At 38.5% G+C, this 15262-nt stretch carries 12 protein-coding genes; all 12 read right to left on the bottom strand.

Features of this window, described 5'->3' with window-relative positions; all coding sequences use genetic code 11:
• Positions 1–17: 17 nt before the first annotated feature.
• The 12 genes from DW721_RS02875 to DW721_RS02820 all read right to left on the bottom strand — a co-directional run bounded on the left by DW721_RS02875 (position 18) and on the right by DW721_RS02820 (position 15257).
• Positions 18–791, bottom strand: coding sequence for a class I SAM-dependent methyltransferase (locus DW721_RS02875; protein ID WP_055943370.1), 774 nt, complete (start codon positions 789–791; stop codon positions 18–20).
• On the bottom strand, positions 784–1914 hold the full coding sequence (gene rpoD, locus DW721_RS02870) for an RNA polymerase sigma factor RpoD (protein WP_055945552.1): 1131 nt from the start codon (positions 1912–1914) through the stop codon (positions 784–786). Before rpoD ends, DW721_RS02875 begins: the two co-directional genes overlap by 8 nt.
• 139 nt (positions 1915–2053) lie before the next feature.
• Entirely contained in the window at positions 2054–3835 is a 1782-nt protein-coding gene (gene dnaG, locus DW721_RS02865) for a DNA primase (RefSeq protein ID WP_118744730.1), read from the bottom strand.
• Positions 3836–3986: 151 nt separating this feature from the next.
• The gene (miaB, locus tag DW721_RS02860) at positions 3987–5453 is read right to left on the bottom strand and encodes a tRNA (N6-isopentenyl adenosine(37)-C2)-methylthiotransferase MiaB (protein WP_118744729.1); all 1467 of its coding nucleotides are present in this window, start codon (positions 5451–5453) and stop codon (positions 3987–3989) included.
• Between the two features lie 48 nt (positions 5454–5501).
• Positions 5502–6860 carry an alpha-amylase family glycosyl hydrolase gene (locus tag DW721_RS02855; protein ID WP_118744728.1) on the bottom strand — a complete coding sequence of 453 codons (1359 nt, stop codon included), beginning with the start codon at positions 6858–6860 and terminating at the stop codon, positions 5502–5504.
• A gap of 42 nt (positions 6861–6902) precedes the next feature.
• Positions 6903–7769, bottom strand: coding sequence for a type II CAAX endopeptidase family protein (locus DW721_RS02850; RefSeq protein WP_182431412.1), 867 nt, complete (start codon positions 7767–7769; stop codon positions 6903–6905).
• Between the two features lie 89 nt (positions 7770–7858).
• On the bottom strand, positions 7859–9073 hold the full coding sequence (ftsZ, locus tag DW721_RS02845) for a cell division protein FtsZ (protein WP_118744727.1): 1215 nt from the start codon (positions 9071–9073) through the stop codon (positions 7859–7861).
• A 133-nt stretch (positions 9074–9206) separates the two neighbouring features.
• Complete coding sequence (locus DW721_RS02840; RefSeq protein WP_118498401.1) at positions 9207–9914, bottom strand: cell division protein FtsQ/DivIB; 708 nt, start codon at positions 9912–9914, stop codon at positions 9207–9209.
• Positions 9911–11077 (bottom strand): FtsW/RodA/SpoVE family cell cycle protein, encoded by a 1167-nt coding sequence (locus DW721_RS02835; protein WP_022014575.1) that lies wholly within the window; start codon positions 11075–11077, stop codon positions 9911–9913. The genes DW721_RS02840 and DW721_RS02835 overlap by 4 nt, the downstream gene beginning before the upstream one ends.
• Complete coding sequence (gene murD, locus DW721_RS02830) at positions 11058–12416, bottom strand: UDP-N-acetylmuramoyl-L-alanine--D-glutamate ligase (protein ID WP_118744726.1); 1359 nt, start codon at positions 12414–12416, stop codon at positions 11058–11060. The genes DW721_RS02835 and murD overlap by 20 nt, the downstream gene beginning before the upstream one ends.
• Before the next feature lie 33 nt (positions 12417–12449).
• On the bottom strand, positions 12450–13421 hold the full coding sequence (gene mraY, locus DW721_RS02825; RefSeq protein ID WP_022014573.1) for a phospho-N-acetylmuramoyl-pentapeptide-transferase: 972 nt from the start codon (positions 13419–13421) through the stop codon (positions 12450–12452).
• Between the two features lie 96 nt (positions 13422–13517).
• Entirely contained in the window at positions 13518–15257 is a 1740-nt protein-coding gene (locus tag DW721_RS02820) for a penicillin-binding transpeptidase domain-containing protein (protein WP_118744725.1), read from the bottom strand.
• Between the last annotated feature and the right edge of the window lie 5 nt (positions 15258–15262).

Raw genomic sequence — 15262 nt, 5'->3', positions numbered from 1 at the left:
CGCTCACAAAATTTTATTTACTGCATCCTGCATATTGTCTTTAACAATAAATCATATTCAGCAATTATCTTTTGTTTACTTATTTCTTCATCGGACATACCGCTTTTTTTTAGTGAAGCCATCACTTTTTCCATGCGTTCTTTTTCCTTAGCCAGAAATTCAGCAAAGACATCATTCTTTGCAGCTATCAGGTATTTCCCATATACATAATCAGCTTCATCGTATGTCTCATCAATATTTTTTATACTTCCGGAATGATTTATTTCCGCAACTTCTTTATTATGCTGTCCTAAACATTCCATCATGTCTTTTCTTACGGCCCTTATTACAACATAGTATTTTCCCATGTCAAAAACCATCTTTTCCATATCTATGAAAAAACCGAGTTCATGAAGACATCTTCTGACAAGATATATTTCTGACTGCGGTGATAAAACAAGTTCACCTGCACTAATCGTCTTGTCTTTCTCTTTCATAAGAATATCTCTTATCAAAGCACCTCCCATACCGCTTATAAGTATGGTATCAGCTTCGCCGCTTTCAAGTTTATCAAGACCGTTTGAAAGTCTCGTCTCTATCTTATCCGTAAGTCCCGCTTGTCTTATATGGCTTTTTGCCTTTTCTAACGGACCTTTATTTATATCCATGGCAATCCCGCATCTTGCCATTTTATTTTCAATAAGATAAATAGAAGTAAAACCGTGGTCACATCCTATATCCGCAACAGTTCCTCCCGTGCTTACACATGATGCGACCGTTTCAAGCCTTTTAGAAAGTTTTGTCTTACTCAAGATAATCCTTTAATTTACGGCTGCGGCTAGGATGTCTTAATTTTCTAAGTGCTTTTGCTTCAATCTGACGGATACGCTCTCTTGTTACCTTGAACTCTTTTCCTACTTCCTCAAGTGTTCTCGCTCTGCCGTCCTCAAGACCAAAACGAAGTTTAAGAACTTTCTGTTCTCTCTCCGTAAGAGTTCCAAGCACCTCATCAAGCTGTTCTCTAAGTAGTGTAAACGCTGCGGCTTCTGCCGGTACAGGTACATTGTCATCCTGGATAAAGTCACCAAGATGGCTGTCCTCCTCCTCACCGATAGGAGTTTCAAGTGAAACCGGTTCAAGCGATATTTTCTGAATTTCCCTTACCCTGTCAACAGGCATATTCATATGTTTCGCTATCTCCTCAGGCTGTGGCTCTCTGCCGAGTTCCTGAAGAAGCTGTCTTTGCACTCTCACATATTTGTTTATCGTCTCAACCATGTGAACCGGAATACGGATTGTTCTCGCCTGGTCTGCAATGGCTCTTGTTATGGCCTGGCGAATCCACCATGTAGCATATGTGCTGAACTTATATCCTTTTTTATAATCAAATTTTTCAACTGCCTTTATAAGACCTAAGTTACCCTCCTGAATAAGGTCAAGGAACAACATTCCTCTGCCGACATAACGCTTTGCGATACTTACTACAAGTCTTAAGTTTGCTTCTGCAAGTTTTTTCTTTGCCTCTATGTCACCATTTTCCATACGCTTTGCAAGCTCTACTTCCTCATCAGCAGAAAGAAGCGGAACTTTTCCTATCTCTTTAAGATACATACGAACAGGATCGTCAATACTTACTCCGTCAGGCACCGAGAGGTCGATATTTTCAATCTCGTCCTCGTCAGGCACTTCGCCGCTCTCCTCAAGTTCAAGGATAAGTGCATCATCGTCGGCATCGTCCTTGTCATCTGAAATTCTCAGTACATCAACACCGCTTGCCTCAAGCAGATCGATAACCTTTTCCGTCTTTTCTTCATCAAGCTGAACATCAGCCAGGAAATTGTTGATTTCTCCAAGCTCCAGCACATTTTTCTTGCTCTTTGCAAGCTCTTTCAAAGCAATAAGCTTCTGTTGAAATTTTTTCTTTTCTTCTTCGATATTCTTTTCTTCTGCTTTCTTAGCTGCAGATTTTTTCCCTGTGCTTCTAGCCGGTTTCTTCTCTGTTGCCATATTGTTCCATCCTTTCTTTTATGTAACAAACTTCATCATCTACCGTATAAATGACTTCGTTTATACTCTAACCATCTTTTAGAGAAATATGCATTTTATCTCTGTTCTGAATTTTATTTTTTTCAATCATTAGCGACTGAAGTTTTGTTATATCTGTCAGATTTTTTAATTTTTTATCAATACTGTATTCTTTTATCTTAAACACCAGCTCATTGAGTGCTCTCTCTTTCTCATCGCTGTTCATATTGACCTTAAAGGTTGTCTGAAAAATATCCGCTATCTCTTTCTGCTCGTCTGCTTCCTCAAAATGATTTACTATCCTTGCCGGAATAACCTCACCCTTTTCAAACTGTTCATATAAGAGTTCTGCCGCCTTTTTATACGGTTCTTCCTCAAAATCTTCTCTGCCAACGATATCGCTTACTTTCCCAAAAAGCTCAGGGCTGTCTACAAGCCATGAAAGCAGTAATTTATATGAATATTCTATTCCTTTTTCCTTAGTTTTCCTGCCGTTTTTCTGATATTCATCACTCTGGCTAAATGTTTTCTTTGTCCTGCTTGAAGCCATATTCGCATTTTTTATGACAAGCCCTCGCAAATCTTCTTTTTTTATTGAATATTTTGCTGATAATGTCTCGATATAATTGTCTCTCTGAACCTTATCTTCAAACACGAGAAGTTTTCTTGCCATCTCGTGGTCGAACTTTGTTTTTTGTTCAGGATCAGTTATATCATAGTTTTTTCTGAGAACCTCTATCTCAAACAAAAATGCGTTCTGTGCATCATTTATCCGCTTCTCAAACTCCTCATTTCCAAGAGCTTTTATAAACTCATCCGGGTCTTTATACGGGTCCATATGGATAACTCTGGCGTTTATTCCTGCATCCCTGAGCATCGGTATCGCTCTCAATGCTGCTTTGATACCTGCCGCATCGCTGTCATATGTAAGAAGCACCTCATCGGTATATCTTTTAAGTATGACTGCCTGCTCTGAAGTAAATGCCGTTCCCAACGATGCCACCGCATTTGTAAAGCCTGCCTGATGCAGTGCTATAACATCCATATATCCCTCGCAGAGAATGATATTTTTTCTTTTTCCAAGTTTTGCGTAATTCAGACCAAATAAATTTTTACTTTTATTGAACAAAATAGTTTCCGGCGAGTTCAGATATTTTGGTTTTGCATCACCCATGACCCTGCCGCCAAAGCCGATGACTCTGTTGTTTATATCCATTATGGGAAACATTACCCTGTTCCAGAATTTGTCATAAGCACCATGCTCGTCTATCTTAAAAAGCCCTGTCTCACTTAGCTCTCTGTCAGAATAACCCTGATTTTTAAGATAGCCATAAAGCTCTCTGCCGCCCTGACCTGAATATCCAAGTCCAAAATGCATTATCGTCTCATCACTGAGTCCCCTGTTTTTAAAATAGTCATACCCCTGTTTTCCGCCCGGAGACTTTAACTTTGCATAATAATATGCTGCCGCTTTTGCATTTATCTGTACAAGTGTACTCCTGAGATTTTTCTGTCTTTTCTGTTCAGGTGTCAGTTCCGTCTTTGGAAGTTCTATACCCGCCTGTTCAGCCAGAAATTGCATCGCTTCGGGAAATGTATAATTTTCATATTCCATAACAAATGTGATGACACTTCCTGCCACTCCGCATCCAAAACATTTATACATCTGCCTTGCGGGATTTACACTGAACGACGGTGTTTTTTCACTGTGAAACGGGCACAGTCCGACATAACCGCTGCCCGAACGCTTCAGATTTACATATCTTCCTATAATCTGAACGATGTCACTTCCGGAACGAACTTTTTCAATCTGTTCCTCTGTGTAATACATATGCTCTCTGAAACCTCCTATCAACAAAATAACTAACATAAAACGCACACGCACAAATCTTGTGTCATGTTACCCTCTATGTTAGTTATTCGACATTAATTTTAAATTTCCTTTTTTAATCTGAATTTTTTAATTTAAAATTACAAAACCATCACGCAAGTTCTCCGATATAGTAAAATCCTTTGCTCTCGCAGAGTTTTACATCTACTATACTTCCTATAAGTGACTTGTCCCCCTTAAAATGAACAAGATAATTTTTGCTTGTTCTTCCGGTCACAAGTGTGGCATCGTGGTCGTTTATCTCCTCGACAAGAACTTCCTCCACTTTTCCAACATCCTCTGCTGCTTTCTTTGCCGCTATCTCCTGAACCTTTGCGAGAAGTCTGTCAAATCTTTCCTTTACAACAGCCTCATCAACCTGTTCTTCCATTGCGGCAGCAGGTGTTCCCGTTCTCTTGCTGTAAATAAAAGTGAACGCACTGTCGTACTCCACTTTTTTGACTACATCCATAGTCTGTGCAAAATCTTCTTCTGTTTCTCCCGGAAAACCTACTATTATATCGGTAGAGAGTGCTATATCAGGAACGGCTTTTCTTATCTTTCTCACAAGTTCAAGATAGCCCTCTTTTGTATAATGACGGTTCATTTTCTGTAAAAGCCTGTCACTTCCTGACTGTAACGGAAGATGCATCTGCTTACATACTTTCTTTGACTCACCGAGATACTCTATAAGTTCATCTGAAAGATCCTTTGGATGGGAAGTCATAAATCTAATCCTCTTAAGTCCCTCTATCTTTTCAACTCTCCTCAAAAGTTCTGTGAAAGAAATAGGATTTTCAAGATTTTTACCGTATGAATTTACATTCTGACCGAGAAGCATAACCTCTACAACGCCGTCTTTTACAAGACACTCTATCTCGGCGATTATATCCTCAGGCTCTCTGCTCCGCTCCCTGCCCCTCACATATGGCACTATACAATAGCTGCAGAAGTTGTTGCAGCCAAACATAATATTTACACCACTCTTAAAATGATATTTTCTCTCAACAGGAAGTTCTTCCACTATCTCTGTCGTGTCTTTCCACACATCTATTATCATTTTTTTTGACTCTGCCCGGTCAAGCACTTTCATCGAAAGAAGTTCTGCAAATTTGAATATATTGTGTGTTCCAAAGATAATGTCCACATTTCTGTAACTTTTCTTTATCTTCTCGACAACACTCTCCTCCTGCATCATGCAGCCACAGAGCATAGTTATCATTTCAGGATTTTTATTTTTAATCTTTTTTAACTGACCGAGTCTGCCATAAACCTTGAGATTTGCATTTTCCCTTACGGTACAGGTATTAAATATTACAAGGTCTGCGTCCTCATCCTCAACGACCTTATATCCTATCGTCATCAGGATACCGATTATCTTCTCTGAATCCCTCGCATTCATCTGGCATCCGAATGTATTTACACAGCAGGTAAGTTCTCTGCCTTTTTCTTCTTTTTTAAGTTCCATCCAATGTTGCAATTTCCTTATGAAATAATACTGTCTTTCCGGTTCTTCCTGCGGTGGCGGCAATGTAATGTCAATATCTTTTATTTCTTCTTTTATCGTATCATAATTCATCTGTCGTTTACCTCAGCTTTCATTTTTGTATCATTGTTTTTGTCGTTGTCAGGATAATTCTATTATCGTTCCGTAATTTGCAGGAAGTTTAACTATAATATTTCCATTTTCTGCCTTCGCCTCAACTTCCTCATTTTTTGCCTTATTGTTTCCGTCAAGGATAATCTTTGCACCCATGCACTCAGTGCGTGGATTTATCGTAAGAACTGCTTCGTTATCGTCATTATTTAAAGCCACGATAACAGTCTTTTTATCAATACTTCTCGAATAAGCAAACTGTCTGTTCGTAAGCAGAAGTTCCTCATATTTACCTGCACTCAACACCTCGTAATCTTTCTTAAGTTTTCCAAGCTTCGCACACAGGGCTGTTATCTCATTATTTTCATATGCACCCTTAAAATCATCAAGTTCAAGGCATGGACGCAGATTCCAGTCAGAACCGTTTTCTTTCTTTCCCTCAATAGCAAACTCCGAGCCATAATATACCGATGGAATACCGTAAAGAGTGTATAATAATATATAAATATTGTAAAGATGTTCTTTATTGTTTACTTTTGAATAAATCCTCTCCACATCATGATTATCAACAAATGTATATAATCTCGTGTCACCACATATGCCTAAAAGCCTCTTTACAGAATGTGCTATTTCAAAATAATTATGGTCATTGTGTCCCGAATAAAGACCTTTATGCAGCTCATAATTTGTAACACTATCAAGCATATCACCGTTTGCCCATCTGCTGTAATCACCGTGTATAACTTCTCCCATAAGCCAGAAATCTTCTTTTAATCCCGATGTGAAACCTCTTAATTCTCTCATAAAATCAAAGTCGAGTACATCTGCCGCATCTAGTCTTATACCATCTATGTCAAATTCATCAACCCAGAATTTTATCGCTTCAAAAAGATACGACTTTACTTCAGGATTTCTCTGGTTTAACTTGACTAATAGATTATAGCCTCCCCAGTTTTCATAGGAAAATCCGTCATTGTACTCATTGTTTCCGCCAAAATTCACATTGCAAAACCAGTCTTTATATGCTGAATTTTCACGGTTTTTGAGCAAATCCTGAAAAGCCGGAAATGTCCTTCCGACATGATTAAAAACTCCGTCAACTATAATGTGCATACCTTTTTCATGGCAATGTGCAACATACTTTTTGAAATCGTCATTTGTGCCCAGCCGGCAGTCTACCTGTTTATAGTCCCTTGTCTCATATCCGTGTCCCTCCGACTCAAACAAAGGTCCGATATATATTGCCGTAAATCCAAGTTCTGCCGCATGGTCTGACCACTGTGTCAGTTTGTCAAAATGCTGTTCCTTTTCTCCGTTGTTCTCTTTTTTACATCCGCAAAGTCCGAGCGGATATATATGATAAAAAACTGCTTTATCGTACCACTTCATATTCTGCCTCCTGTTGTTTATTTTAATCTTTGTTATTTATTGTCAGTTATTATGTGACACTGCACCTGTAAATGTCTTTATCCCAAAAATCCCAAGAACTGCTATGACAAACAATACAAACATAACCGCTATATTTATGATATTATTGCCGCTGCCAAGCACTATCGGCAGGATATAACTCGTCCCATTGAAAATTATATGTGTAAGCATTGAGCAGAGTATGCTCCCTGTTGCCTTTACGATAACCCCTAATACTATTCCAAGACAGAACGCATATAATCCCTGCACGAGATTCATATGGTAAAGACCAAACAATGCCGCCTGTAATATATTTGCCACCCAGTAGTCAAAACCGATATAAAATCTGTCAAATATTGCTCCCCTGAAAATCATTTCCTCAGATACCGGACCTATAAAGACTGCATAGGCAAGTGTCACTGCCATGTTTCCTGTCTCAAAATTTGACATAAGCTTTGTATAATTTTTAAATACTCCCGGCATAAGTGCGGTCAGACCGCTCAAAAGAAAAGTAAGTATTATGCAGCATCCTGCGGCTGTAAAAAATATCATCATTATATTTTTTACTGAAAATACTTTCCTGTAATCCATACTATCGGCTCGAAATCCTGATTTCTTATATAATATGGCACACCATATAAATGACAGTATCGCACTAACTGCCGATATTGTAAGCATCAGATTTGTACTCTTGGTTGTGTTTAATATTGTAATCTCTGCAAGTGCCCTTGCATATCCGATTCCCTGAGCAATCCCAAATACCGTATATCCAAGCACACATAACATATACGCAATAAGCTGCATAAGTATTATGCCGATAAATATAAACAATGCCTTTGTCACCATTGTGACCCTAAGTCTTTTTAACTCTATCTTCTCTTTATTATCCAAATCTTTTCCTTTCAATACATAAACGCATACTGACGAAAAAATCCGAACAAGCATGATGTCCGGATTTTTCTTTTATGTTACAACTGCAATTATCTCTTTCGCTGTAAAAATTCTGGTATCTTAATTCCACCATCTTCACTGCCCCTTGAATATGTAGGCTGCGGCTGTGGAACAACAGTTGGTCTTACCGTTGACTGTGCACTGCCCTGAACACCTGAAGCAGTCTGCTTAACCTGTTTAGGTGCCGGTGTCACCGGTCTTACAGGTGTGGCAATCTGTCCTTCTCTTGTAGGAAAGTTTGTCTTTGGTGTCTGTTGCTTTATAAATGAAGCTGCCTGCTTAGGCTGTTCTGTGTTATCTTCATCAAGCCCTGTTGCAATAACAGTTATCTTAACCGTGTCATCGCCTGCCCCGTCACTTACACCAAATATAATGTTACTGTTTTCGCCTGTAAGTTCCTCTATATATGAAGCTGCTTCTCCGGCTTCCTGAAGACCTACATCTCCGGCAATATTTATGATGACATCTGAAGCACCCTCTATAGTAGTCTCGAGAAGCGGACTTGATATTGCCTGTTTTACCGCATCAAGACATTTGTCATCACCGGTACCTGTTCCAATACCGATATGTGCTACTCCCTTATCTTTCATAACTGTCTGCACATCTGCAAAGTCAAGATTGATAAGTCCCGGTACATTGATAAGATCCGTAATACCCTGAACACCCTGCTGTAATACTTCATCAGCTTTGCTTAACGCATCCTGCATAGATGTTCTTCTGTCAACTATCTCAAGAAGTTTGTCGTTTGGTATAACGATAAGTGTATCTACATTATTTTTAAGATTTTCTATACCTGCAAGTGCATTGTTCATACGGCTTCTTGCCTCAAACTTAAATGGCTTTGTAACAATACCTACAGTAAGGATACCAAGTTCCTTTGATATTTCTGCGACCGCCGGTGCTGCTCCTGTTCCGGTACCACCGCCCATACCACATGTTACAAATACCATATCTGCACCTTTTATCATCTCTGTTATATCTTCACGGTTTTCCTCGGCAGCAGCTTTTCCAACTTCGGGATTTGCCCCTGCTCCAAGACCCTTAGTAAGTTTTTCTCCAATCTGGAGACATGTTGCAGAATTGCAATTCATAAGATGCTGCTTATCTGTATTTATACATATAAACTCAACACCTTTTATCCCCTCTTGTATCATTCTATTTACGGCATTATTTCCGCCACCGCCAACACCAACTACGATTATTTTAGCGGTTATTTCTGAATCATTTGTTTTTATCTCTAACAACGCTGCTCCTCCTTAATCTGCTCACAAATTTCCCTAAGATATATAATACTAATTAACTTTTGAATAATCAAGAGAAAATTTGTTCTTTTAATTGTTTTTTATTATAAATTTTGTCAATTTCTACATTCTTCTACTAATTATTTGTCTTTAAAATGATTTTGTCTCCAGAATGATAGTCAGACATATCAATACTTCCTTTTAAATTTCTCTTTGCTGTAGTCTTTAACACATCCGACAAAGCGGCAAGCTCATCATCATACATATCTTTTTTTCCAAGAAACACCCTTACCTTTCCCGAATAAAGCATTATACCGTCAGAGCTTGAATGTATCCTTGAAACATTTATCTTATAATGGCTTATAAGCTGCGATATATTCATTATCTTTGAAAAAAGTTTTTCATCCTTTACGCTGAATGCTTTACCTATGGAAAATTTTCCAAACTTTATGCCTGTTACCATCGGCACATCTTTTTTATGTTCTGAAAGACTTTGAAGAACTATTCCATCTTTATCGAAATATACATACTGCCCCATATATTTTATGCATCCGCTTATCTTTTTATCATAGATATGAAGCACAACAGTATCATGGCTTTCATATTTTACATCAATATCCTCGACAAAAGGCAGTTTATTTATGCCATACAATTTGTTATACACTCTGAACACCAGTGCATTGTCGGAAAATTTTCTGCAAAAAACACTTTTTTCTATTTCGCTGTCAGAATATACACTTCCACCCTCTATCTTAACCGTGTCTATATGAAACCAAAAATATAATACAAAAATGATTACAATTACGACGCAAAGCGTTGCAAAGAAACGTTTTAGTATCCTCATAAGCTGTTTAACCTCTTTTCTCTTTTTGAAACACCGAGTACGATTCCCATCTCCGCCATCATTATCATCGCAGATGTTCCACCGTAACTTATAAACGGAAGCGGTATTCCCGTTGACGGTATCGAGTTTGTCACAACGGCAACATTTATAACTACCTGTATCGACAACTGCAGCATTACCCCGGCACACAGCATCGTGCCAAATATATCCTTAGCCTTATAACCTATCTGAATAACTTTAAAGAATAGTATTATAAATGCGATAATGACACCCGCCGCACCTACAACACCAAGTTCCTCACAGATTACCGAAAATATCATATCATTGTACGCCTCAGGTATATATCCGAGCTTCTGCACGCTGTTTCCTATGCCGTTGCCAAACAATCCGCCTGTAGCAATGGCATATAATCCCTGCTTTATCTGATGTGCATTTTCATTTGTCTCTACATGAAGCCATATCTGTATCCTCTCCATACGGAAAGGATCACCGAAAATTATATAAAGAGCTGCCGCCATCATCATAACTACTATACATACAACAAAATATCCGTTTTTATTGCTTGCTATAAAACACATTCCAACACTTATCCCTGCCACTACTATAGCAGAACTTAAGTTTTCTTTAGCAATCACTGCTATAAGCGGAGTTGTAAATGCCATTACTTTCAAAAAACCTGAGAAGGTGTCAAAGATACTTCTGTTTATGTATGCCACATACGATATAAATATTATGACAACTATCTTTGTTATCTCCGATGGCTGAAACTGGACTGGACCAAATTTCAGCCATCTTCTCGCACCATTATAATCAACACCGATAAAAAGCACGGCAATCTGCATAACAAGTGCAATAACATATAAAATATGCACTACTCTTATTTTCTTGTTTTTAGAAAAAATCTTTCTAATAAAAATATGGTAATCAAAACCTGCAACAAAAAGCATCATTGCACAGCCTGCCAAAAGCCCTGCCGCCTGTGACTTCACAAATCTAAGCTCTGAGCCGAGCAGCATGGCATTGTAAACTCCGGCACTTCTTATCATAACTATACCAAAGACTGCTATTCCTATAGTCAGTGCAATGAGTACATAGTCATATTTAGAGTAAATTTTTTCTTTTCTCGGTCCGGTTGTCTTTTCTTTACTCCAGGCTGTTGACATACTCCTTAAATAACTTACCTCGCTCCTCAAAGTTTTTAAACATTCCCCAGCTTGCACAGGCAGGTGATAATAATACCGCATCCCCTGATACCGCCTGTTTACTGCTTACTTTCACGGCTTCTTCTAATGAATCTGTCATTATGACATTCTCAAAACCTGCTTTTTTAGCAGCAGCAGCTATCTTATCCCTTGTCTGTCCAAGAAGCACAAGTGCTTTTACTTTATCTCCAAACGAAGCTATCCATTCATCATATGATGAATCCTTATCATAGCCTCCACCTATGACAACGGTAGGTCTTACCATAGCTTCAACTGCTTTTATCGCCGCATCAGGGTTTGTTCCCTTTGAATCATTATAATATTTAACACCGTTTACTTCTTTTACATACTCTATCCTGTGCTCTACGGCATTAAACTCTTTTACGGCTTTTCTTATGCAGTCAAGTGGCACGCCTGCGTGCATTGCTATTGCAACGGCAGCCATAACATTCTCATAATTATGTTTTCCTAAAAGTTTCATATCATGGATGGTACAGATTTCTATCGTCTCTGAACCATCATTATACATAATCTTTTCACCATCAAGCCATATGCCATGTTCAAGTATATGCTCACTGCTAAACCAAAATACCTTTGCAGGTATATCTTTTGCTATCTTTTTAAGGTATTCATCCTCATAATTTAAAACACATATCTCATCTTTATTTTGATTTTTGGCAATCCTTGCTTTTGTTTCGACATAACATTCCATAGTATGATGTCTGTTTAAATGATCAGGTGTGATGTTAAGTATCGCACTTATCTGAGGATGAAACTTATTTATAGTTTCAAGCTGGAAACTGCTGACCTCTGCAACTGTCACTGACTCGTCTTTCATCTCTGCGGCATATTCCGTATATGGAAGTCCTATATTTCCGACAACAAACACACTCTTAAAATATGTTTTCATAATCTCACCCGTAAGTGCCGTCGTTGTTGTCTTACCATTTGTGCCGGTTATCGCAAACAGTTTTCCTTTTCCGCAAAGATATGCGAGTTCTATCTCTCCCCAAACCGGTATATTGTTTTCCTGAAGTTTTACCACAAACGGGAGGTCAGTCGGAACTCCAGGACTAAGTATTACAAAATCAATACTGTTTATTTTCTGTTCCGGCAGTTCTCCTATTATGAGGTCAAATTCCGCTTCTTTTGGAAATCTTTTCATTATTTCTTCTGACGAAAGCGAAGCATTTCCCTCAAGCAGGGTTACCTGTGCACCCACATGATTTAATAAATTTACAGCGGCGACTCCGCTTTTTCCTGTACCTACAACTAAAGCTCTCTTATTTGTAAATTTCATAATTATCCTCTTTTCTTCATTCTCTTATCAGTTTTAATCCAATATGGCAGCTATACACATAACTGTCGTAACTATTGAAAACAATGCCACAACCGTTGTCTCCCGCCAGCCGCATTGTTCAAAATGGTGATGCAGAGGTGCCATTCTAAACAGTCTTTTTCCACCGCTTAGTTTAAAATAGACAACCTGCAATATTACTGACAAAACCTCTGCCAAATAAATTATCCCTACTATTGCTATATATAAAGGCATTTTCAACTCCACAGCCATAGCGGCAACAAAACCTCCAAGTGCCAGCGAACCGGTATCTCCCATAAAAACGAGTGCCGGATAAACATTGAACAGCAAAAATCCCATCAATGCTCCCGCAACACAACCGCCTGACAAAACAAGACTGCTGCCGCTTTTTAATGCTGCAATAGAAAAAAACACCACTATAAGTAATGTCACACTTGACGCAAGTCCGTCAAGCCCATCGGTCAGATTTACACCATTGACCGTCCCTATCATTATGATATAAATGAAAATAAAAAACAACCATTTAGGCATCGTAAGATAAATGCCATCTCTTATTCCTCCGGTAAATGGCACAAGCATCTCACATTCATCCGAAATCCTTACCATATAATAATAACAGAACAATAATGCCACAACACCTTGCAAAACAAGTTTCTGAATAACCGTAAGACCAAGAGACCTTTTCAAAACAACTTTTATATAGTCATCTAAAAAGCCTATCGCACCAAATCCTAAAAAAGCAAATAAAAGCAGACTCATCTGACGGTTCATACTTATTTCAAAAATATTTATTATAACCGCACTTATCAGTATTACAAGCCCACCCATTGTAGGTACTCCTGCTTTCTTAAGATGCCCTCTGGGGCCATCGGCTCTTATCTGCTGATTCACATTAAAAAACTTAAGAACATAAATCATAACCGGACAAAGCAGTGTACTTACCAAAAAAGCTGCAAATATCGAAAAAAACACAGATACATATGTCATATAATTCTCCATTCTTACGCCTATTTGCACATGGCGTGATTATTTAGGTTTCCGGTCACCCCTAAATTGTAAGCTGCAGACATTCTTTAGCACGCTCTAATTTCCACTGTAACCGTAATCCTCTTTTCCATCAACATAAGGCAGTATATCATCAAGCAGCTTTGAAATAACAGGTGCCGCAATAGTTCCCCCATAATAAATCCCGGATGGTTCATCTATCAGCACCAAAGCTATGACTTTCGGATTTTGTGCAGGGGCAAATCCCATGCATGATGCAATATATTTTCCGCTTCTTCTTGGAAGTTTTTCCGAAGTTCCTGTCTTTGCACCAACTTTATACCCCTCTATTGCCGCTTTCTTTCCACCGCCCTCTGACACAACGGTCTCCAGTACATTCTTCATAACATCTGATGTTTCTTTTGATATGACATTCTTTTTTGAAGTATATCTGATATTTGTTTTTTTCTGAGTTTCGGTGTCCGATATGCTCACTCCAAAATGTGGAGTTATCATCGTACCCCCGTTTATAACGGCACTTATCGTGGTAAGTATCCTTATTGGAGACAACTGAAACGACTGTCCAAAAGACATGGTCGCAAGCTCAACCTCACCGACATTTTTTTGTTTATGCATTATCGTACCCGCTTCCCCCGGAACATCTATTCCTGTCTTATCGAGTATGCAAAACTTTTTTAGATACTTAAACATATTAGAAACACCAAGCCTTTGTCCGATTTCCATAAAAACCGGATTGCAGGAATTCTGGACTCCCTGCACAAAAGTTTCTGTTCCATGCCCCGTTGTTTTATGACACCTTATTCTCCTGTCTGCCACTAATTTATAACCGGGACAATTAAAAGTATCCGTAAGCTTGACAACTCCCTGCTCATATGCGGCTGTAGCCGTAAAAACCTTAAACACGGAACCCGGCTCATATGTATCGCATATACAGCCGTTTCTCCACATCTCATTCAATTTCTTATTCAGCTCTTTTATATTTTTGGTCTTATTCTTTCCACTGAGTTTATACGGTTCATTAAGATTAAATTCAGGCACATTTACCATGGAATAAATCTCACCGTTATTCGGATTCATAACAAGTATCTTTACATTTTTTGCATCTTTGGCTTCCATTACATTGAGTGCTGCCTGCATGGCAAACTTCTGTATATTTATATCGATACTTGTGTAAAGATCTTTGCCCGCCTTTGGCTCTATCCTCTCTTCTGCCCTCTTGTCGATTTCAATGCCGCGTGCATTTGTAGTCGTAAGTATATACCCGGCTTCTCCTTTCAAATAATCGTCATACTTTACTTCAAGCCCGACAATCCCCTGATTATCTGCACCCGTAAAACCTATAACTTTAGATGCAATATTGTTAAAGGGATATGTTCTTTTATAATCCTCATCAACCATAACACCATCAAGTTCAAGATTTCTTACCCTGTCGGATATTTCCTTGTCAACATTTGACTTTATCTTTTCTCTTGAAGAAACCTTTTCAACCTTTTTTCTTATCTCACCTTCATCAATATCAAGAATTTCTGATAGTTTTTTTATCACCTTCTCCGGCTGTTTAATCTGATTATGTATCACTGAGATAGTCGAAACAGATTTATTTCCGGCAAGAACAATCCCGTTCCTGTCCAATATCCTGCCCCTGCTTCCCTTGATACTTCTCTCCCTCTGCTGAACTGCTTTTGCCTTTTTTCCATAATAATCAGCACGGTATATCATAAGATAAACAAGTCTGCCAATAAGCAAAAATGAGCAGAAACATATTACAGCAAATACAAATAACAGGCGTTGCTTTTGTGGTGTCTTGCAATACTTCATAGTCA

This window comes from Clostridium sp. AM27-31LB, from assembly GCF_003480745.1.
GTDB classification, from domain to species: Bacteria; Bacillota; Clostridia; order Lachnospirales; family Lachnospiraceae; genus Butyribacter; species Butyribacter intestini.
The sequence above is the reverse complement of the archived record's forward strand: the minus strand, read 5'-3'. Positions and strand labels throughout refer to the sequence as shown.

Coding starts and splice junctions, on each gene's coding strand:
- dnaG (WP_118744730.1), bottom strand. CDS start 3,835: ATGTATTACACAGAGGAACAGATTGAAAAAGTTCGTTCCGGAAGTGAC.
- miaB (WP_118744729.1), bottom strand. CDS start 5,453: ATGAATTATGATACGATAAAAGAAGAAATAAAAGATATTGACATTACA.
- DW721_RS02855 (WP_118744728.1), bottom strand. CDS start 6,860: ATGAAGTGGTACGATAAAGCAGTTTTTTATCATATATATCCGCTCGGA.
- DW721_RS02840 (WP_118498401.1), bottom strand. CDS start 9,914: ATGAGGATACTAAAACGTTTCTTTGCAACGCTTTGCGTCGTAATTGTA.
- DW721_RS02835 (WP_022014575.1), bottom strand. CDS start 11,077: ATGTCAACAGCCTGGAGTAAAGAAAAGACAACCGGACCGAGAAAAGAA.
- murD (WP_118744726.1), bottom strand. CDS start 12,416: ATGAAATTTACAAATAAGAGAGCTTTAGTTGTAGGTACAGGAAAAAGC.
- mraY (WP_022014573.1), bottom strand. CDS start 13,421: ATGACATATGTATCTGTGTTTTTTTCGATATTTGCAGCTTTTTTGGTA.
- DW721_RS02820 (WP_118744725.1), bottom strand. CDS start 15,257: ATGAAGTATTGCAAGACACCACAAAAGCAACGCCTGTTATTTGTATTT.